Genomic DNA, 20,151 nt, shown 5'->3' on the forward strand with positions numbered 1-20,151 from the left:
GTCTGAGACGACACGCCCGACCACCGGGCGCTACACCACTATGCGGGACTCAACTAGGCATTGGACCTGGACCTGGACACCGGGACGCCAGCGGGACGGCTGGTGGTGCGGACCATCGCGTCGCTGGCGGAGTGGGAGCGGGAGGTCATCGTGGAGCGCACTCGTGAGGGGCTGGCGCACGCGCGTCGGCAGGGCAGGGTCGGTGGCCGGCCGCGTGCACTGTCCCCGGTGGCGGTGGATGCCGTCAAGGCCGCGCTGGAGGCAGGGCTGTCGGTGGCCGAGGTCGCCGTGCTGCACGGGGTGAGCAGGCGGACGATCACGCGGGTGCGGGCGGGTGACTACGACTGAGACGGGATGTGTGTCACACGCGGGCGGTGGGGGCGGGACGTATCAGTGGTGTCCGGGCCACGGGGGTTCGGGCGGGACTCGAGGAGGAATCCTGATGCGTCAGAACATCGACCGTGAGAAGACCGTGACCGGTTACGTGGCGACGGAACCGAAGACCGTGGACACCCAGCGAGGGCAGCTGGTGGCGTTCCGGCTGGCCGAGCCCCAGCAGGTGTTCGACCGGGAGAGCCGGCAGTACAAGGACGTGGAGCCGATCTACTACGACGTCGCTGTGGGTCGGGAGCAGCTGGGCAAGAACGTGCTGGCCTCCGTCGAGCAGGGCCAGCGGCTGAGCGTGACGGGCCGGTACAGCGTGGAGCCGTACGTGAACCGGGACGGCGAGGCCGGGCTGAACAACCGGATCTGGGCCGAGGACGTGTCCGCGTCGATGCAGCACAACACGGTCGAGGTCGGGCCGGGGGCCGGTGCTGGGCGGGGACGGGGGCTGGAGGCCCAGGGGCCGGAGAACGTGGCCGCTGATCCGGCGTGGCAGGCGTCCCAGCGTCCGGTGGAGCAGCACTTCGGGGTCGAGCAGGGCGGTCCCGCGATGTCCGGCCCGTCGCGGTGAAGGTGAGCGACGATGGCTACTCCCTCTGATCAGGTGCACAGCGGGGCCGAGAGCCGCCAGGAGCGGCTGGAGCGCGGCGTGCAGCGGTTGTCTCTGGAGCTGGGGGCGAAGTTCTTGCCGGGCGAATCCGGCCGGGCGGCCGAGAAGAAGCTGCGCGCGCTGGAGGCGTCGCAGAACAAGGTCGCAGCGCCAGAGCCGGGATACACGGCGCGGCGGCGGCCGCCTGGCTCACCGGGCAGGCGCTCCGAGGTGGACCAGGCCACGAAGGCGATGGAGCGCGGAGAAATCGGCGGTTTCGGGATGGGCGGGGCGTCTGCGAACGGGCCGTCCCTCTGAGCCGCTGTCACACCCAATAACGGTCGCTCACGGCACCGGTGGGAAGTCGCTTGACTTCCCACCGGTGCTGTGGAGTTATGTCAAGTACGTCAGGAGCAGGTCATGGCGAGAAAGTCCAAGGGTCCGGTTTCGGGGCAGCTGTCGCTGTTCGATGCGCTGGACGAGGCGATTGCATTCGAGGAAGAAGGGACACGGAACGATGGAGCAGTTCGAAGCGGAGGTCACCGAGGACCAGCTGCTGGCGGCGACCGTGAACGCGCAAGCACAGCGGGAGTGGGAGGCGGACCCGACGGTGTGGCAGCGACTGGACGAGCCGACGCCGTACGGGGACGACTCGGTGGACCGGATGGGGCAGTACGAGGACCCGGCGATTCTGGAGGAGTTCCCGACGGTGGCGGACGCGCTGATGTCGCTGGAGGCGTTCCAGGGGGCGAGCGAGCTGTTCGGCCGGCACCTGCGGGCGATGGTGCTGAGTCGGCACGCGCAGATGGCTCCGGGCCGGGTGGAGCCGGTGGATCGGGCGGAGTTCGAGGCGCTTCCGGCGCGGACGCAGCTGGCCGGGGCGGAACGGCTGGAGGCGATGGTGGACGAGGTCTTCAGCTGGATGCGGTCGCAGGGAATGGACCCGTGGCCGGGGCGGCAGGCCCCGCCGCGTCTGGTGAACGAGAAGCTGCGGGAGCTGATGTCGGCCAAGGAGGTCTGACCGGCCTGTCCGCAGACGCGGACACGAGCACAGCCACGGACCGGACACCGGAGAGGGCCGTGTCCGCGACGGCGGACAACCGGACCTCGGACTCGGACACTGGCCGGACGGGCGGTCCGGACACGTCCGAGGGCGTGTCCGGATTCAGCGAGATGACGCAGCGGGTGCTGGCCGGACAGCTGCCGTACGAGCCGGACAGGCTGACCGGCCAGAACGAAGCGAACACGGCCACGGTGGCCGCTGACCAGACAGCTGAGCCGGAGGTGGCCACCGACGCGGACAGCGGGCCGGAGGTGGCCGTGGTGGCCGGCCAGCCGTGGACAGGTGGCACGCGGCGTCCGGCCAGGGCGCAGGAGCGGTTCGCGGCCAACCTGGCCGCACTTGAGGTGGTCACCACGCTCGATCAGGAGCGGCGTCCGGCCACCGAGGCAGAGCAGGAGGTGCTGGCCGGGTGGTCGGCCTGGGGTGCTCTGCCGTTCGTGTTCGATGACGCGGACACGAGGATCAGCGAGACGGACCGGGCGCGGGTACGGGAGCTGCTGGGGCCGGAGGGGTGGTCACAGGCTCGGGCGACGACGCTGAACGCGCACTACACGGACCCGGCGGTGGCCGCGGCGATGTGGGACGTGTTGGACACGGCCGGATTCGAGGACGGCGCGGTGCTCGAGCCGGGGTGCGGCTCGGGCGAGTTCCTGGGGCTGGCCCCGGAGGATGCGCGCATGGTCGGTGTGGAGGTGGACCAGACGACGGCACGGATCGCCGCGCACCTGCACCCAGACCAGCAGATCCACGCGGCCGGGTTCGAGAAGACCGTGCTGCCGGAGGACTCGTTCCACGCTGTGGTGGGCAACGTTCCCTTCGGGCAGTTCTCCGTGACTGACCCGACGCACAACGCGATGCGGCACTCGATCCACGACCACTTCATCATCAAGTCGCTGCGGCTGACGGCCCCGGGCGGGTATGTGGCCGTGATGACCTCGACGTACACGATGGACTCACAGCGGGCGACCGCGCGGCGAGAGATGGCCCGGTACGGGGACCTGGTAGGGGCGGTGCGTCTGCCGAACGGGGCGCTACAGGCCAGCGCGGGCACGGACGTGAAGACCGATGTGCTCGTGTTCCGGCGTCGCAAGCCTGGGGAGAAGATCGACCAGGAGCGGGTCAACGCGTGGGTCGAGCCGGCCAAGATCACGGTGACGGACCGTGACGGTGGTGAGCATGAGGTGCCGTACTCGGCATGGTTCACCGCTCATCCGGAGTCGGTGATCGGTGAGCCGGCGTACGCCTCGTCCGCGTTCGGGGCGAACTACCAGGTCGCCGCGGGCGAGGGCGTGGATGTGGCCGAGCAGGTGCGGGCGCGGTTGTCCGAGCAGGTGCTGGACGCGCGGATGGTCTCGGGGCTGGGCTACGACCCGGCCCCGGCGGTCGCGGTGGACACGGAGGCGGGTCTGCGGTTCGCGCCGGAGCCGGAGGCGCAGATCGGGCACATCCGGTTCAACGCCGACGAGGGCCGGTTCGAGCAGTACCGCGCGGGGATGGTCTGGGCAGAAGTTCGTGTGGCGAAGAAGCTGAGCCGAGAGGTACGGGCCATCCTCGCGTTGCGCGACAAGGCCACGGAGGTCATGACGGTGCAGCGCCAGGGCGCGCCGGAGGCTGAGCGGGAGCGGGTGCGTGGCGAGCTGCGGAGCATGTGGGAGTCCTACACGGCGAAATACGGGGCGCTGGGGCGTGGCGAGGACAAGTACGGACCGCCCTCGAAGGCCGACCGTGAGAGGAAGCGGGCCGAGTTGGAGGCGGAGTGGCGGGACAGCCTGCCGCAAGACGGCGACGTCGCTCCAGCAGATGTTCTCGTGCCCGAGGAACTGGCGGCGGAATGGGACGGGCGTGCGCGCCGTCCGGAGTTCAAGAAGCGGGAGCAGCCGCACATCGCCTGGCTGGCCGGAGACCCGAAGCTGGGCTTGTTGCGCTCGATGGAGGTCTTCGACGAGGCCAGCCAGACCGCGACGGCGGGGGCGTTGCTGACCCGAGACGTGGTCACGCACCGGACCCGGCCCGAGCGGGCCGAGTCCGTGGAGGACGCGATCGCCATCAGCATGGACGAGACCCGGACCGTGGACGTGGACCGGGTGGCCGAGCTGCTGGACGTGGACGCGGAGACCGCGCGCGGCCGGCTGGCCGGGGAGGTGTTCGAGGAACCGGGCACGGGCGTACTGGTCCCGAAGACGACGTACCTGTCGGGCAACGTGCGGGCCAAGCTCGCGGCCGCGCGGGAGGCGATGGCCGAGGACGGCCGGTTCGCCGAGAACGTGGGTGCGTTGGAGGCCGTAGTCCCGGACGAGATCGCGTTGCAGGACGTCGCGGTGAATGTCGGTGTCCGCTGGGTGCCGGAGGAGACGTACCGCCAGTTCGTGTCCGAGACGCTGAAGGCTCAGTGCCAGGTGCGGCTGAACCCGGGCACGGATGCCTGGGAGGTCGAGGTGCCCCGCGGAGGACTGGACCCGTCCGTCCGTTACGCCTGGGGGATCAAGGAGCGCACTCCGGCTCAGCTGATGGTCTCCGCGATGAACATGAAGACCGTGACCGTCACCAAGGATGTGGGCGACGGCACGCGGGTCAAGGACGAGACCGCGACGGCGGCCGCGCGTGCGAAGGTCGAGGAAATCCGGGCCGAGTTCGCGCGATGGATGATGGCCGACCCGGACCGGGTCATGCAGTTGCAGGCCCGGTACAACGACGTGTTCAACTCGACGGTGGCCCCGGACTACTCGGCCGCAGGTGAGCGGCTGTCCTTGCCGGGCCTGTCGGAGGCGATGACGCCGTACACGTACCAGCGGGCGGCGGTGGCGCGGGCGGTGTCCGAGCCGACCGTGCTGCTGGACCACGTCGTGGGCGCGGGCAAGACCGGGTCGATGATCATGTCCGCGATGGAACTCAAGCGCACGGGGATCGTGTCCAAGCCGTGCATGGTGGTCCCGAACCACCTGGTGGACCAGATCGCCACGGAGGCCGTGCAGTGGTACCCGGGAGCGAACGTGATCGCGGTGCCCACGGGCCTGTCCAAGGGCGAGCGGCAGGAGTGGATCGGCCAGGTCGCCGCCGGCGAGTGGGACCTGGTGGTCATGCCGCAGACCACGTTCGAGCGGGTGCAGATCGACCCGGCCAAGCAAGCCCAATGGCTGAAGGATGCCCAGGACGAGCTGGACTCGGCCACGGCCGGGGAAGATCAGGACGCCGGCTGGGTCAAGCGGTCGGAGAAGGCGAAGAAGACGCTGGAGCGTCAGCACGCCCGGATCGCGGCGAACACCGATCCTGGGGTGACGTTCGAAGAGTCCGGCATCGACTACCTGCTGGTGGACGAGGCCCACCACTACAAGAACCTGGCCCGGTCCTCGGACCTGGCCGAGCTGGCCTGCGCCGGGTCTGGCCGAGCGATGGACCTGGACTTCAAGCTCCGTGCCCTGCGAGAGGTGAAGACCGAAGCGGCCGAGCGGGCCGGGATCGCTGGGCCGGGGTATCTGCCGGCGGTGGCCACGTTCGCCACGGGCACTCCGGTGGCCAACAACATGGCCGAGATGTGGGTGATGCAGCACTACCTGCGCCCGGACTTGCTGGAGGCAGCCCACGCGGACACGGTGACCGCCTGGGGCCAGGCGTTCACGAAGGTGAAGCCACAGCTGCGGCCCACGGTCACCGGCGACGGGTTCCAGCAGGTGGTCAAGGTGTCGGAGTACGTGAACGTGCCCGAGCTGCTGTCGATCAACTCCACGTTCACGGACGTGGTGCTCCGGGACCAGCTGGAGACGACGCTGCCGAAGGTCGCCACCGGGGACCGCATCCTCATGGCCCGGGAGCCCTCCGAGCAGGTGGCCGCGTACGTGGAGTCGTTGAAGACGCGCATCGAGGCGGTGAAGAACAGCCCTCCGGTCAAGGGCGGGGACAACATGCTCGTGATCGTTGGCGATGGGCGGAAGGTCGCCCTGGACCCGCGCCTGGTGGGGCTGCCGGCTGACCCGGATGGGGGCCGTGTCGCGGCCGTGGCCGATCAGATCATGACGGTGCATGAGCAGACCAAGGACACGGTGTACCGCGGGGCCGACGGGGAACCATCGCCAGTGACCGGCGGTCTTCAGATCGTGTTCTGCGACCAGTCCACGCCGAAGGGCGATGGCGAGTGGAACGTGTACGAGGGCCTCCGGGAGGAGTTGGCCGCTCGGGGCATGGACCCGGAGAAGGTCGCGTTCATCCACGACGCGAAGACCGATGAGGCCCGCAAGGAGCTGTTCGAGAAGTGCCGCGACGGGCGGATCAACGTGATCATCGGCTCGACGCAGAAGATGGGCACCGGCACGAACATCCAGGCCCGGGCCACCGCCCTGCATCACATGGACGTGCCGTGGCGTCCGGCGGACCTGGAGCAGCGTGAAGGCCGGATCATCCGGCAGGGCAACCAGAACGAGGAAGTGCGGATCTACTCGTGGGCCACGCAATCCACGTTCGACGTGTACTCGTGGGACATGATCGCCCGGAAGGCCGGGTTCATCGCTCAGGTGAAGAACGGCCAGGTCAACGGGCGTGCAATGGAGGACGTCGTGGCCGGCCTGGACATCTCCGGGGCGACGGCGGCGGCGGTGCTGGCCAACGACCCGCGCGTGCTTGAGATGGCCCAGCTGCAGATGGACGTCGAGCAGCTGACCCGCGCACAGTCCGGGTGGGCACAGCAGCGGGCCACGCAGCGGGTCGAGTTGAACACGATGACCCAACGTCAGCAGTTCCTGACCGGACGGCAGGACGCGCTGATCGGGATCGCCGCAGGAGTTCGGCCCACGGACGGGGACGCGTTCGCGTTCACGACGACGGACGGACGGACGACGACCTCGCGTGAAGAGGCTGGGCAGGTGATCGTGGACGCGCTGCGCCAGGAGGCGGCGCGCTCGGACCGGCCCGACTTCATGGAGGCGACCGAGCCGGAGCCGGTGGGCACGCTCGGCGGGGTGGAGCTGGGCACGGTCCGTCAGGGGACGCGCGTGTTCGTGGTGCCGATGGGCGCCCCGAGCGTGCGTCGGGACTGGCAGTCGGCCCATGTGCTCGGTGGGGAGGTCTCGCCGGCGGGCGCGATCCGCTCCGTGGAGAACTTCGTGGCTGGCCTGCCCGACCAGCTCGTCTCCGACAAGGCCGAGGCGGACCGCCTGGCGGCCGCGATCCCGGACATGCGCGCCGGTCTGGAGGGTGCGTTCCCCCAGGCAGCTGAGCTGGCCGACAAACAGCGCGAGCTGGCGGCATTGCAGGCCGAGATGGAAGACGAGGACCAGTCCTTGTCGACGCCGAAGGAGGTCGAGTACACCCCCGAGCAGCTCGAAGAACGCGGCCTCATCGGTCACACAAGCGCTCCGCACGAGGGAGACGTCTGGGAGTACAACAAGGGGTTCTACTCGGTCGGGTACACCACGGATTCCGTCGGGGTGAACCAGCGAGAGCTGTGGGCCTGGCCGGTGGATGAAGAGCCCACCAAGGCGATCCCCGCCTACCAACTCAGTAGCCAGGGCAAGCTCGTGGTGCGCCGCGAGGCCGGACTCAGTCCGCTGGAGCAGGAGTGCATGACCGCCGACCTGGACCGCCACAAGATCGTGAGGCGGCCGCAGGACGCGTTCGGCTACGACGGCGAAGTGCTCCGCGAAGTCTGGGTCGAGGCCGACCCAGAACACCGGGGTCCGGGGACGACGCCGAAGGTGAAGGAGGCCCGGCAGGGACGTCTGGACGGAAACGGGAACATGATCGTCTCCGGTACGGGGGAGTTCATTCCGAACGAGGATTTCGTGCCGCACGGAACCCCGATGATCCTGCTGGACGCGACCTCTCCGGAGAAGGAGGCTGCTCGACGTGCGGCGGAGGCTGAGGATGCCCTGAAGCGGTGGCCGCGTGAGTTCCTGCCGGGTGAGGTGCTGCTCGAGGACGTGCCTGGGTTCGGGTACGAGGGCGACATCGTGCGGCTGCTGCCGGTCACGCACGGGTCCGGGCAGACGATCGCGGTCAGCCCGGACACTGGCCAGGCCCGAGACCGTGGCGCGTGGAAGGAGGCCCCGGACCGTGGCCTGTGGAAGACGTCCGCACCGGTGCAGCTGTCCGAGCAGGAGCGGACACGGCTGTGGGGCGCGGCCACGACGGCTGTCCAGGTCGGTCAGTTGCGGCCAGGAGACACGGTCATGGCGGCAGACATCGACCGGAACTCGACGGTCAAGGAAGCGGTCACCGTCCTGAGCATCGGGTACGGCGGCACCAAGAACGTCACCTACGCCTGTCAGGACGGCGAAAAGCGCGAGTGCACTCGGAAGGACACGACCGTGGTGAACGTTCATGGCCGGACACGGGCCGCGTTGACGGTGCAGGAGTTGGCCAGGCTGGCCACGCCGGCCGGACAGCCGGTCAAGGCGTGTCCGGCCAAGGACATCGCGATGTCCGCGGATTGGCAGGGGCGGACACTCGTGGTGGACACGGTGGCCGACTACCGGATGCGTGACCGGTCATGCGACGGCGTGAAGATCGGACAGGTCATCGGTCAGGAACAGACCGTGGTCACCGACTACGGCCATCGCGTCGACGTCGGGGTGCTGACCCTGCGCGGCGACGACGGGGCCACGTTCCAGGTCAGCACCCGGGATGCGGGCCACGTGTGGGAGATCGACGGGCCGTTGGATGCGATGGCCACGTTTGGAGGCCGTTCTCTGGAAGGGGCTGTCGCGGACACGGGCGCTGTGCCGACCACAGTGGGGGTGACCGGGGAGGCTGCGTCGCCGGTGAAGCAGGTCCCGAACGTGGATTCGGATCAGGAGCGGAAGAATCAGGTGGCGACGGTGCACCGGGAGACCGCGAAGACGCCTGGAGAGCGCACCATCGACCTGATTCCAGTCGCACCGAGCAGGCCCGACTTCGACGGACCCGGGCGGTGAGACCCAAGTAGAGAGCGGGACGGGATGATGGCGCAGGGCCTGGAGCGGGTGACGCTCCAGGCCCTGCGCCTGTTTCAGCGAGCGGGTCCGGACGCGGACTCGTCCAGGTCCCATTCGGGCATGGTGTGGAGGTCGTACCCCGGGTCATCCGCCATCTCCGCGACCCAGGACATGTCGATCTGGTGGTCCGTGAGCTGGGCGATGGTCTGTTCATCGGTGGACGCGGTGAGGGCGTGCACTGCTCGCTGATAGTGGTGTGCGAGAGCGTCCTCGGGATCCGGTTCACGGCCGAGAGGTGTGTCCAGCTCGTCGTCCTGGTTGGACACGGCCCGCCAGATGATGACGTGTCGCAGCGCGTCGTCACTGGCCCCCTCGTCCTGCATGAGCTGGAACCAGGCGGGCTGTTCTTCACGGATGACGGAGCATCGGTGCTCCAGCTCCGCGAGAGCCCGTTCGCGCACCTGCGCGGCGGCTTCGGCACGTTGCTCGTTGGCCGGCGAGGGGGCGTCGAGGATCGAGGGCGGTGTCCGGACCTCGCACTGCGTGAGGACTGCCGTGACGGAGTCGGGGGTGTCGATGTCCTCGGGCAGGGTGCGGGCGGGGTCGGCCTTGACGAGTCGATTCCAGGTCTCGAGGTCGCGGAAGGCGGCGTTGGTGGCCGGGTCGTGGATGTGCTGGTCGACCCAGGTGCTGGTGCGTTCTGCTCGGGCGGCCCAATCGAGGAACTCGTGCTCGTGGACCATGCGGCCCAGGTCGTTCGCCCACGCGCGTTCTGCGCCCTGGACCTCGTGGGCCGAGCGTTCCGCGGTGGTGTGGTCCAGCACCGCCTTCAGCGCGCCCACGGGGGTGTCGGCTCCGGGGGTGCGCTTGAACAGGCCCCACTCATCGGGGGATGCGTGGTCGTCAGGGGCGAGGTCGACGTAGGCGTTGTTGGCCTGCTTGCCCCGGGTCATGGCCACGTAGAACAGCTCGCGGGACTGGCCGATCTCGACCACGGTGTGGCCGGTGTCCACGGTGACGCCCTGTGCACGGTGCGCGGTCGTGGCGTAGCCCAGCTCGGTTGAGGAAGCCAGGTAGTCCGGGTCGAGGGTGACCGTTCCACCGGTGCCGTCCACGACGGCGTGGGCGGACCCGTCCGGGTTGATGGCGGTCAGGGTGAGCCGGGTGCCGTTGGCGATGAACGCTCCGGTCGAGTCGCGCAGGGACCGGTCGTTGCGGCGGGCCAGGACCTCGTCGCCCACACCGGCGGCGATGTCGGCGCGCAGTCGCACGGTGGTCTCGATGTCCACGAGCCCTTCGGCCACGAGGTCGGCCTGGGCGCGGGCGTTGAGGTCGGCCACGGTGGCGTTGTCCGAGGCAATCAGGATCGTGGACAAACCTTGGTGCTTGTCATTGAGCCAGGCGGTGTAGGCGGTGTCTGCGGCGTCCACGTTGGGGTGGCCGTGGAGTCTGCCGTTGCGCTCGTAGATGTCCAGGGCGCTGTGGTTGCCCTCGCGCAGCAGCAGGGAGGCTTTGCGCTCCCACTGATTGCGGAATCGCCAGACCTGGTCCAGGCGGGCCACGTTCACGTCCTCGGCGCGGTCCATCCAACCCAGGAAGCCGCCGGCCTCAACGGCTTCGAGCTGGGCGGGGTCGCCCACGAGCAGGACCTTGGCTCCGGCCTGTTCGGCCTGGCGGGCCAGTTCGGCCATCTGCGCGGTGGCCACCATCGATGCCTCGTCCACGATGAGCAGCTGGCCAGGGTGGAGGGTGAAGCGGGCCTGGGCGGCGTGCTGCTCGGCCAGGCGGGCGGTGATCGTCTCGATCTGCCGGGTGCGGTTGTCCGTGGGGGCGGCGTCCCAGAGCTGGGCCAAGCGTGCTTCGAGCCCGGCCACGCGCTCGGCGCGGCGGGCCGCGCCGTCGCCCACGGACTCGTACAGCCACTTGGCCGTGTTCTCGGTCTCCACGCCGAGCTCATCGGCCAGTACTCCAGCGGCAACGGCGGACGGGGCCAGACCGACCACGGAGTTCTCCCCGTGCTGGCGCTCCCACAGCCGGGCGACGGCGGCCATCGTGGTGGTCTTGCCGGTGCCGGCCGGACCGATGATCGCGTCGATCCCTGCGGGGGATGAGAGCACATGTTCGGTGGCACGGGCCTGGTCAGCCGAGAGGGCGTGTCCGTCCTTGGTGGTCACCTCGGCCACCTGTGCGGCCAACGTGTCCGGGGCGACGACCGGGGCGTCGGCTGACCGGACACGGTCCATCAGGAATGCCTCGTCGGACATGATCTGTCCGGTCGTCCAGAGGCCGGACACGCGCTTGTGGTCTAGTCCTGACCGGCCACCGGGGGCGGACAGCACGGGGTCGAACTCGGGCGGGGCGCTCATCCGGTCCGGGGTCAGGGACACGGCCTTCTCCAGGGCCTTGTCCACCAGCTCGTCTGCGGCCGCGTGCCGGGCCTCGGCGGTGTTGAACCGGACCAGGGCCAGCACGCGCTCGGCGGAGGCCAGCACGTTGGCGCGGGTGAAGGTGGTCCGCCGGACAGAAGCGTCCGTGAGGACCCAGACGGCCATCGCTTCGCGGGCGTCCGGGGTGAGTTGGTCAGCGGTCACTGTGGCCCGGTCATGGCCGACAGCGGCGGCCACGATGGCCGCGGGGTCGTGGCCACCGGCCAGGGCGCGGTCACGCCAGCTGACCATCTTCTCGGCCAGGGTCTCGCTTGATGTCCGCTTCGGTGTCCGGGTCTCCAAGGTGGCCTGCTGGCGCAGCTGGAGCACGACGGCGGCCGGCGGGGTACGCCCGTGGGCGTCCGTCCACTGCTGGATCAGCTCGTCCTTGCGGGCCTGGATGAGCCGGGACCGGGTGGAGAACTCCTCGATGAGGCTGTCCGGGACTCCGGCCAACTCGATCCTGTGGCCGGGGGAGTCCTTGACCGTGTCCGTCTCCAGCTCCTGGCCGGACAGCACACGGTCCAGGGCGGCGGACAGGGCCGGGTCGCGGGACTCGGGCAGCGCGCCGATCTGGCCGTGGAGCCGGTCGAACAGCAGCGCGTTGTACTTCTCGGAGATCGCCACCACGTGGCGGTGCAGCGTGTAGGAGTCCAGGGTGGCCCACTGGCCGTCCATGATCCGCTGGACCCTGTTGGAGACGACCACGTGCGTGTGCAGCTGGGGGTCTCCGGCGCGGGAGTCCCAGTGGTCGAAGGCGCTGGCCACCAGTCCGGTCACGGGAACGTGGGCGAGGCCTCCGTGGCCGGCCCGGGACTGAAGGACGTTGTCCTCCACCCAGGCCAGGGCCTCGTGCATGGCCTGTCGGTGGGCGTCCTGGATCTGGCCCTGAAGGGCCGGACCGGACATGGCCCAGAGCGTGGACACGGACTTCGGGACGGAGAAGGTCAGGTCGAACCCGGCCACGGGCTTGCGGGTGGCCTTTGCTTTCCGGCCAGACGGGGTGGTGGCCCCCTGGGGCGCGTCCACCTCCTTGATCGGCGGACGGCCGAGCCGCTGGCCGGTGTCCGGGTCCTTGGCCAGCTCGTAGACGGACACGGCATCGAGTTTGGCCACCTGCTGGCCAGCGGTCAGCGAGGTGCCGGCCAGGCCACGGCCAAGCCAGAGCCCGGGCGGGGCCTCGGCCTCCGTGTAGTAGGCGGTCAGATCACGGCGGGAAGTGGCCACGGCGTCGGCGGACAGTGACCGGTCACCGGTGGCCACGGAGTCCAGGTAGTAGTCGATGGACATCTTCGAGATGGACACGGTCATGGCCGGACACCTCCCCGGTCAGTGGCCGGGGATGTCCGGTGCTGTCCGCCCCCGCGTGTCCGGTCAGGTCCGGCCAGGGCTGACCGGAACCGGGCGTGCGTGGCCAGGATGCGCTTGTCCGCCGGGCTGACCGGCTGACCGGCCACGGCCTTGGCCAGGCGGCGGCAGAGCGTGTCCCACTGCCGGACGATGCCCTGGAGCTGGCCGCGTTCGGTTGCGGCCACCTCGGCTGCTGCGGACAGGCGACGGTGCCGTCCGGACAGCTGCTCGAGCTGGCCACGGACAGCGGCCAGCTGGCCACGCAGGGCGGCCACCTGGTCGGGGGTCAGGTCAGTGTCTGCGGTGGCCACGGACCATGACCGGCGCAGGTCGGCCACCTGGCCGGCCAGCCGGGCTTTGTCCGACCGGACAGCCTGCGTCCGCACGGCTTGGGTCGCGATGGCCGTGTCCGCGCTGCGCCGCTCGGCGGCCAGCAGTCCGGCCAGGTGCTTGACCTGGTCGGTCTTGCGCCGGACCCTGGCGGTCAGCTGACCGATGCGCGTCTCGGCGGCCACGAGCTGGGCCTCCAGCTCGGCCACCCGGTCCACGGCCGGGTGGGGCGGGGTGCTGGTCGTGCGCGCCCGGTAGGCCGCTGTGCGGCACGCGGCCGAGCAGTACCGGCGCGAGGAGGGCGACCCATCTGGGAGCGGCCGCGCGCAGTGTGTGCAGGAACGTGAAGCGTTCATGCAGGATGTTCGCCTCCCATCTGGAGGCGGGTGTGTCACGCGAAGCGTGACGGCAGTGCACCTTGGTGCCAGACGTGTGAACGATCTTTTGCAGGGGTGCTCCGCGCACTGCGCGGTGCTCCCCTGGGGTGCAGGTCTCCCCTGTACCTGGAGTGCTGGCCTGCGCGGGGCCTGCGCCGTGGAGGTTCAGCGGCGGGTCGGCTGGGGGTGGCGGATCAGGTGGACGCGGGGGCCGGGGCGCTGCGTGGGCCTCGGGTGGAGGTCGGGAACTCGGGAGATGTAGTGCGCGGCCACGGTGGCGTTCATGGCGGTGGCGGTGACTGTGACCTGCTGGGCGTCGGCGGCGTCGAGCAGGGCAGGGATGACGTGGTGCCACAGGGGGGCTGCGGCACCTGTACCGGGGGTGGCCGTGAAGAACGACTCGACGTGCCAGCCGGCAGGGGTCGTCCGGACGGTCAGGGCGGCGCGACGGTCGGTGCTGATGTAGGTGCGGTACGAGCGGCGGTGGAGCGAGGCCAGCAGGATCGGGACAAGGAGCGCGTACTGCGCGAGGGTGGCGAGGAAGAACAGGGGGGTGCCGGGCGGGTTCAGGGCGGCTGCGACAGCGACGGGGAGCACGAGCAGGGGGACCGTGATGGCGAGCAGGACGGTGCGTGCGTACCGGCGCGCTGCCGGGTCGGGGTTCTTCTGGACCGTGGAGCGGTAGCCGCGCAGGGTCCACAGGAGGACGCGGACGCCGTCCCATGCAGACACTGGGGCCGTGGCCCCGGGCAGGACGGGAAGCGGAGGGACGGAGTGGGGGCGGCTCATGCTGGCTCCCGCTCGACGGGGGACGCGGACGCGGTTTCGGGGTCGTGATCTTGGGCTGTGCGGTGGACAGCGCAAGGGGCGGGTCTCGTGCATGGGCTACCTGCTCTCGCGCGGGAACGGAACCAGGGGTCTGGTGACCACCTCCGAAGGTGAGCGGGGCACGCATGGTGCCAACGTCCCCGTCTCGCACAGGCGGACCGGGCCACGGTCCCCTGGGGTGAGCACCGGCGGAGCGCCAGCGGAGCCGGTGCTCACCCGTGGCCGTGCAGGGCGCCCGCCCTGCCGCGGGGGTGTGGGGGCCGCGCAGGCCCCCACAGGCGATGGGTTCATGAGGCATGTCGCAGTCACGCCTGAACAAAGGGCGGCCCCTCCAGCCTGAAGCGGGATGGGCTGGAGGGGCCTTCGCGGGAGACCCGGAGGGGGGATGGGCCTGCGACCGCGCGGGTTCAGCGTATCGGTCAGAACAGGTTCTGCCAGGTGTAGTCGCTGATCTGTGGATTTTCCTGGTCGTCGGTCATCTGGAAGACGAACTGGCGGCGGGTCTGCCCGTCGTGGGTCTTGCCCCCCGGTTCGCGCCAGGTCCAGGTGACGTTGACGTAGATCGCGTTCGGGTCGCTGTCGGGGACGATGGTCACGTTCGGTTCGCTGGTCCAGTTCCCTTCGGCTGCGGCGATCCACTCCGGGGTGGAGGTCCCGCGATCGGAGACGAAGATCTTCTTGGCTCGCGCTGGGGTCATCAGGTGCGCCGCGCGCGGGGCCGACGCGGACTCGTCCAGGTCCTCGGCCGGCTTCCAGGTGGTCATGATGCGCGCGGCCTCGACGGCGACTTCTTCGGCCTTGTTGGCGGGCGCGTAGCTCAGGGGTCCAGCCGTGGGCGTGGGGGTGGTCGTGCTCATCGAGGCCGAGGCCGGGGCTGGGGTGGTAGCTGCGGCGGCTTGGCCCTCGGGTGTCGCCGCAGGGCGGGTGAAGGTCCAGAGCAGCAGAGCACCGGCCAGGGCAGCCACGCACAGCAGGGTCAGGCTGGTCAGGGCCATGAGACGTTGGCGGTTCATCGGGTGCCTTTCGGGTTAGGACGCGCAGGCGTCGGTGACGTCACGGCCGGGTGGGCAGACGGCCACGCCGTTGGCTTCGAGGATGGGGCGGGGGTCAATCGGGGCGCCGCCGTTGGGGGCGTTGATCTGGAAGTGCAGGTGGGGCTTCATGCCGTCCAGGCCGGTGTTGCCCTCGGTGCACAGGGCCTTGCCTGCGGGCACGGCTTCCCCCTCGGAGACGCGGATAGAGCCGGCGGCGCAGTGAAGGTACTTGAGCGTGTAGTGGGGGGCTTCGTCCTGGACGCCTTCGACGTACATGCCAGAGGCGGGGTCGCTGTTGATGCCGGTGACGGTCATGGCGGTGGCTGCGACCACGGTGCCCGGGGAGCCTGCCGGGTTGGCAAAGTCCAGGGCGTTGTGGTTGACGATGAAGTCGTCGCAGCCCACACCTGCGACGCAGCCGCGGTAGCCGAAGCCGGAAGTGAAGTACGAACCGGGCAGGGGATGGGTCCAGTCACCGGCGACGACGACATCATCGCCGCCCATCACAGGCTTGCACTCGGTGGTGTAGATCGCGGTGCGGGCCAGGATTTCGGTGTGGTAGGCCGTGGCCTCGGGGGCGTCGGGCAGACCGCCGACCTCCAGGACGGTGTTGTGGCCCAGCCGGTAGCCGGAGAGGACCATGCGCACGAGCAGCTCGTCGTCGCCCTTGGCCAGGTGCCGGTACTGGTCCTTGAGCCACTTCAGGAACCGGCCCTGCGCGGCGATGGAGTCGTGGCCGTTGTAGGGGTCGCCTCCCTCGCCGAAGGTCGGCCAGGTGTCGTCCTTGAACTGGCCGAGTCCGCGCGCCCCGGAGGGGGAGGTGACGTTGGGGTCCCAGCGGGACTCCTGGAAGATCTGGGAGGCGATGACCTCCTGGCTGATGCCGGAGACCTGGGCGGCCTTGGCCACGTCCTCGCGGTACTCCTCGGGGATCTGGGCTTGGCCGGCCTCGCCGGCGGCGCAGATTTCCGCGATACCGCCGCCGGTCTGTGTGGTCTTGGAGGCTTGGAAGCTCGCCGCGGCCACGAACGGGAGCATGACGAGGGCCGCGCCCAGGATCAGCAGGAACAGGACAACGAGGGCCAGTCCTGCGCGCTTCACGCCAGCCCCTCGATGAGGGCGGCGGTGGCCTCGAGGTAGGCGCGGCGGGTCTTCTTGTGCAGGCGGTCCCAGTCGATCTCGTCGCCCTCGTCCAGAGCGGGGTCGAAGGGGATGACGATGACGGCGGCGACGTGCTGGGCCAGCAGCTCGCGGAGCTTGTCCAAGCGTTCGGTGGAGGCTTCGGCTGGCTGGGTGATCAGCGCGATGGAGCGGGAGAGCTTGTCGGCGTGGCCGGCCTTGCGCAGGGCGTCGATGGTCACGAAGGCGCGGCGGGCGGCGTCTTCCTTGTTCGTGATGGCCACGACGACGGTGTCGGCCACGTCCACGGCTGCCTGCCAGGTGGCGGCGGTGGAGGCGTTGCCGGTGTCCACGATGGCCAGGTTGTAGTGCTGGCGCAGGACGGCGTGCATCTGACGGAAGGCGTCGGCGTCGATGACCTCGCGGTCGCCTGCGTGGTCCTGGGAGGCCAGGACGTGGAAGCGGTTGTCGCCCTGGGCGCGGACGTAGCCGGTGAGCTTGTCAACGTGCTCGGGGGTGCGGAACTGGTCGATGTTGGCCAGCAGGTCCAGGGCGGTGTGGTGGTGGGAGGCCGGCATGGCGCGGTCGGCCAGGTTGCCTGCGTTCTCGTTGTTGTCCCAGGCGAGGACGGTGCCGCCACGGACGCGGCCGAGGGTGGCCGAGAGCAGGTAGGTGGCGGTGGTCTTGGACGCGCCGCCCTTGATGTTCACGACGACGGCGGTGCGGTGTCCGGGCAGTCCGCGCTGAACGGTGGTGATCAGCTCGCGGGCGTGCAGCTCGTCGGCGGAAGGGGCCAGGTGCCAGCCGAAAGCCTCGTTGAGTGCGCCGCGCCAGCCTTCGCGGGCCGGGGCCTTGCGGCGGCGCTCGGGGCGGGTGCGGGTGGCGAACGTCTCGGCGGTCGAGACCGGGGCCGCGGGGGGTGTGGGCGCGGTGGGGGTGAAGTGCTGGTCGGTGATGCCGGGCAGGTCGGAGGTGATCGTGACCTCGTGGCCGAGCCGGTCGGCGGCGGACTGGCCGATGGTGGCCAGGGCCGAGGGCTGTACGGGTGAGGCGACACCAGTGGGGTCGGTCAGGGTGAAGGCGGTGTAGGAGAACGTGTAGGCGGGCCGGGCCGTGGTGTCCGGGGCGGGCGTGAGCTGCCCGTCCTCGTGGACGGTGAAGGTGGCCGGGTCCACCGGCAGGGCGTTGTAGGTGTCCGTGACCGCGATGGTGGGGGTGTGGCCGCTCCGGGAGGTGGTCACGGTGTCCAGGGCGGTGGCCAGGTCGGTGACCGGCAGGCGGGTGCCGGTGGAATCGGTCAGGATGACCTGTCCGGTCAGATGCAGGGTGGTGCTCATGGTCATGTCCTCCTGGAACGGTGGCCGGGGTGGCCGCGTCTTGTCTGGGGTCGTCCTGGATTCGCGTGCAAGGGGTGGGGATGTGTGGCAAGGCTGAGCATGAGCAAGGCCCCCACCCGGGCGGGTGGGGGCCTTGGCTGCGTCGTCGCTGGTCGGGCGGTGCCTAGAGGCTGGGTCCGGCGACGGCTGGGGTCGGGGCGGTCCCGGACTCCAGGGCGCGGGCCTCGGCCACGGCTCGGGTGTAGGCGTCGGGGTTGAATCCGCTGGTGGTCGTGGTCGGGGTTTGCAGGATCGGGGTCTGGAGGTGGCCGGCCTGGCGGAAAGCGTCCACGAGGTCAGGGCGCTCGGTGAGGTCGACGTAGGTGTACGGGACCTGCGCGCGGTCGAGCACCTTCCGGGCCAGACGGCAGGGATCGCAGCGCGGTTGGCCGTAGAGGGTGATGGCGGTGGTCATGGTGTCCTCCTGCATCAGAACGGGTTCTCGGTCTCGATGCGCTCGACGTCCTCGGCCGGCTCCTCGGCGGTGAGGATCAGCTCGCAGATGTCCTCGACGGTGAGGTCCTTGTCCGTGGCGTTGTCCAGCCACCATCCAGCCCGGGTCAGGGTCTGGGCGGCCGCCAGGACGTCGGTGATCTGCTGGTGCTGGTCCGGGGTCTCATCGGAGACCAGGACGTCGGAGAGCACCTGGTAGCGCACACGGGTGGCCCAATTGACCTGCTTGTCAGAGCCGGTGAGGTCGGGCAGGTCATGTTCTTGCGCGAACTGGTCGGCGTCCAGGAGTGTCTGCCGGTTCTGCAACTCGAGGTCCTCAGCACTCTTCTTGCGGAAGCACGAGGTACAGACGCGGTTCTTGCCCAGACCGAAGGCGTGAGCCTTGCGCCGGCCAGCGGGGACGCGGGCGAGGTCCACGGTCTCGGTGTGGCCGCAGCTGAACTCGATGGGGAGCTTGGTCTTGATCGCCATGATGATCCTTCGTCGGACGGTGTGGTCGAACGAGGTTCGCGGGGGGCGGCGGCGGTGGTGTGTCCGTCGGCTAGGAGGCGAGCGCGTGGATGCGGTCGGCCACGGCGGGAAGCGTGCTAATCGCGGCGACGTCGCGGGCGAGCTTGGCGGCGGCGACCCGGGTGTAGACCATCGTCGTTGAGACGTCGGCGTGGCCCAGGAGATCGCGCAGGGCAAGGATGTCGAGGGAAGCGGAGTAGACGTGCGTAGCGAAGCGGTGGCGCAGGGTGTGTGCGGACCAGCCCTCTTCTAGGAGGTCGTTGATGCGTTGAGCGATGGAGTTGGGGAGGTAGTGGCCGCTGGGGTTGCGGTCAGAGGGGAACAGCCAGCCGTGTGAGGGTACGAGTTGGAGGGCTTCGGCCAGGATCGGGTGGACGGGGACATGGCGGATGTGGCCGCCTTTGCCGGTGACCCGGATGGTGCCGTCGTTGATGTCTTCTCCACGCAGGATGGCCATCTCGCCCACGCGGAGCCCGCCGAGGGAGCCGAGTAGGAGCATGAGGATGTCGGTGGGGCGAGTGCATCGGGCGACGGCGCTACGGAGGACGTGGTCTGGTGTGGGACGCGGTAGGCCGCGGGGCACACGGATGTGGGGGAGTTTTGCGGTCGGGTCGCCGGTCACTCGCCCTGCATGTTGCCCCCACCGGTAAAAGGCCCGGATCGCGTCGAGAGCGTTCTTGCGGGTCGCCGGGGACTTTCCGACCGTGGTCAGCCACGCGCTGATCTGGGTCGTGTCGAGCGTCCAGGGTGTGCAGCCGTGAGCCGTGGCCCACGTCTCGAGGCGGGTGGCGTAATGCACGCGGTTATTGACGGTCTGTGGCCGTCTGAACACGCTGAGCCAGGACTCGAACGCCGCCACGTCGGCCGTAGTGTGACGTTGCTTCGACATGGGTGCCTCCTGCCATCGGACCGGGTGCAGTGATCTTGGCAGAGGTGGCGTGGGCAAAAAGGGAGGGACCGCCCAGTTGTGGGCGGTCCCGGCGTCGTCGGACGTTGTGCAGGACTCAACCGAAGCGTGGCTGCGGGACGAACATGAGGCCGATCCAGGCCAGCGCCCCGAGAATGGTGGGACCGGCGTATAGGTCTGCGGGGCCACCCATGTACCAGGCGAAGCCGGCGACTGCGGCGACGGCGAACGCAATGAACTTGGCCATCGCGAGGAGCGAGCTGATGGGGCGGAGGATGAAGCCGATCACGGCCATGACTGCGAGGGCGATCAGGAACCACATGGCGGGCCTTCCTAGTGCGGAGTGACTGGTCCGTTCAGACTGTGCGCCCGCGCGGACGCGTTAAGACGAGCGTGAGGGCGATGGTCCACTTCACTGTGTCGTTAATGAGCTTGGGGGACAAGTAACCGAAGGGTTGTTGGTTCGAATCCAACCGGGGGAGCCGAGCAGAGGCCCCTGCACC

General features: G+C 69.7%; 15 protein-coding genes. 5 read left to right on the forward strand and 10 right to left on the reverse strand.

The genetic code is table 11. The annotated features are described in order from the left end of the window. The first annotated feature begins 60 nt into the window (after positions 1-60). The 5 genes from NR072_RS09910 to NR072_RS11580 all read left to right on the forward strand — a co-directional run bounded on the left by NR072_RS09910 (position 61) and on the right by NR072_RS11580 (position 8,938). Positions 61-348 carry a recombinase family protein gene (locus NR072_RS09910; RefSeq protein ID WP_256837070.1) on the forward strand — a complete coding sequence of 96 codons (288 nt, stop codon included), beginning with the start codon at positions 61-63 and terminating at the stop codon, positions 346-348. Positions 349-442: 94 nt separating this feature from the next. Further along, a complete protein-coding gene (locus NR072_RS09915) occupies positions 443-955 on the forward strand; it encodes a single-stranded DNA-binding protein (RefSeq protein WP_256837071.1) in 513 nt (170 codons plus the stop codon). Between the two features lie 12 nt (positions 956-967). Beyond that, positions 968-1,291, forward strand: a complete 324-nt coding sequence (locus NR072_RS09920; RefSeq protein WP_256837072.1) for a hypothetical protein — start codon at positions 968-970, stop codon at positions 1,289-1,291. 199 nt (positions 1,292-1,490) lie between these two features. Then, complete coding sequence (locus NR072_RS09925; protein WP_256837073.1) at positions 1,491-1,994, forward strand: hypothetical protein; 504 nt, start codon at positions 1,491-1,493, stop codon at positions 1,992-1,994. Between the two features lie 59 nt (positions 1,995-2,053). Further along, the gene (locus NR072_RS11580) at positions 2,054-8,938 is read left to right on the forward strand and encodes a helicase-related protein (protein WP_256837074.1); all 6,885 of its coding nucleotides are present in this window, start codon (positions 2,054-2,056) and stop codon (positions 8,936-8,938) included. Between the two features lie 74 nt (positions 8,939-9,012). Here NR072_RS11580 and mobF read toward each other — a convergent pair whose 3' ends face one another. From mobF to NR072_RS09980, 10 genes are all read right to left on the reverse strand, one after another. Next, on the reverse strand, positions 9,013-12,675 hold the full coding sequence (gene mobF, locus NR072_RS09935) for a MobF family relaxase (RefSeq protein WP_256837076.1): 3,663 nt from the start codon (positions 12,673-12,675) through the stop codon (positions 9,013-9,015). Further along, positions 12,672-13,253, reverse strand: a complete 582-nt coding sequence (locus tag NR072_RS09940) for a hypothetical protein (RefSeq protein ID WP_256837077.1) — start codon at positions 13,251-13,253, stop codon at positions 12,672-12,674. Before NR072_RS09940 ends, mobF begins: the two co-directional genes overlap by 4 nt. A 333-nt stretch (positions 13,254-13,586) precedes the next feature. Further along, positions 13,587-14,210, reverse strand: coding sequence for a hypothetical protein (locus NR072_RS09945; RefSeq protein WP_256837079.1), 624 nt, complete (start codon positions 14,208-14,210; stop codon positions 13,587-13,589). A 458-nt stretch (positions 14,211-14,668) separates the two neighbouring features. Then, positions 14,669-15,244: a hypothetical protein gene (locus NR072_RS09950; protein WP_256837081.1), complete on the reverse strand. Its 576-nt coding sequence runs from the start codon at positions 15,242-15,244 to the stop codon at positions 14,669-14,671. Between the two features lie 33 nt (positions 15,245-15,277). Beyond that, positions 15,278-16,384: a peptidoglycan DD-metalloendopeptidase family protein gene (locus tag NR072_RS09955; RefSeq protein WP_256837083.1), complete on the reverse strand. Its 1,107-nt coding sequence runs from the start codon at positions 16,382-16,384 to the stop codon at positions 15,278-15,280. Next, positions 16,381-17,739, reverse strand: a complete 1,359-nt coding sequence (locus tag NR072_RS09960) for a hypothetical protein (RefSeq protein WP_256837085.1) — start codon at positions 17,737-17,739, stop codon at positions 16,381-16,383. Before NR072_RS09960 ends, NR072_RS09955 begins: the two co-directional genes overlap by 4 nt. Before the next feature lie 163 nt (positions 17,740-17,902). Beyond that, positions 17,903-18,193, reverse strand: a complete 291-nt coding sequence (locus NR072_RS09965) for a glutaredoxin family protein (protein ID WP_180537112.1) — start codon at positions 18,191-18,193, stop codon at positions 17,903-17,905. Between the two features lie 14 nt (positions 18,194-18,207). Continuing rightward, complete coding sequence (locus NR072_RS09970; protein ID WP_180952472.1) at positions 18,208-18,702, reverse strand: hypothetical protein; 495 nt, start codon at positions 18,700-18,702, stop codon at positions 18,208-18,210. Positions 18,703-18,772: 70 nt separating this feature from the next. Continuing rightward, positions 18,773-19,630, reverse strand: coding sequence for a tyrosine-type recombinase/integrase (locus tag NR072_RS09975; RefSeq protein ID WP_256837094.1), 858 nt, complete (start codon positions 19,628-19,630; stop codon positions 18,773-18,775). 115 nt (positions 19,631-19,745) lie between these two features. Continuing rightward, positions 19,746-19,970 carry a hypothetical protein gene (locus NR072_RS09980; RefSeq protein ID WP_100056066.1) on the reverse strand — a complete coding sequence of 75 codons (225 nt, stop codon included), beginning with the start codon at positions 19,968-19,970 and terminating at the stop codon, positions 19,746-19,748. Positions 19,971-20,151 lie beyond the last annotated feature (181 nt).

The sequence above is a fragment of the Micrococcus sp. Mcc89 genome (assembly GCF_024519795.1).
Taxonomy (GTDB): domain Bacteria; phylum Actinomycetota; class Actinomycetes; order Actinomycetales; family Micrococcaceae; genus Micrococcus; species Micrococcus luteus.

Bases quoted from the DNA above. Each gene is read 5' to 3' on its own strand.
- NR072_RS09915 (WP_256837071.1), top strand. From the start codon at position 443: ATGCGTCAGAACATCGACCGTGAGAAGACCGTGACCGGTTACGTGGCG.
- NR072_RS09920 (WP_256837072.1), top strand. From the start codon at position 968: ATGGCTACTCCCTCTGATCAGGTGCACAGCGGGGCCGAGAGCCGCCAG.
- NR072_RS09925 (WP_256837073.1), top strand. From the start codon at position 1,491: ATGGAGCAGTTCGAAGCGGAGGTCACCGAGGACCAGCTGCTGGCGGCG.
- mobF (WP_256837076.1), bottom strand. From the start codon at position 12,675: ATGACCGTGTCCATCTCGAAGATGTCCATCGACTACTACCTGGACTCC.
- NR072_RS09945 (WP_256837079.1), bottom strand. From the start codon at position 14,210: ATGAGCCGCCCCCACTCCGTCCCTCCGCTTCCCGTCCTGCCCGGGGCC.
- NR072_RS09950 (WP_256837081.1), bottom strand. From the start codon at position 15,244: ATGGCCCTGACCAGCCTGACCCTGCTGTGCGTGGCTGCCCTGGCCGGT.
- NR072_RS09960 (WP_256837085.1), bottom strand. From the start codon at position 17,739: ATGAGCACCACCCTGCATCTGACCGGACAGGTCATCCTGACCGATTCC.
- NR072_RS09965 (WP_180537112.1), bottom strand. From the start codon at position 18,193: ATGACCACCGCCATCACCCTCTACGGCCAACCGCGCTGCGATCCCTGC.
- NR072_RS09970 (WP_180952472.1), bottom strand. From the start codon at position 18,702: ATGGCGATCAAGACCAAGCTCCCCATCGAGTTCAGCTGCGGCCACACC.
- NR072_RS09975 (WP_256837094.1), bottom strand. From the start codon at position 19,630: ATGTCGAAGCAACGTCACACTACGGCCGACGTGGCGGCGTTCGAGTCC.
- NR072_RS09980 (WP_100056066.1), bottom strand. From the start codon at position 19,970: ATGTGGTTCCTGATCGCCCTCGCAGTCATGGCCGTGATCGGCTTCATC.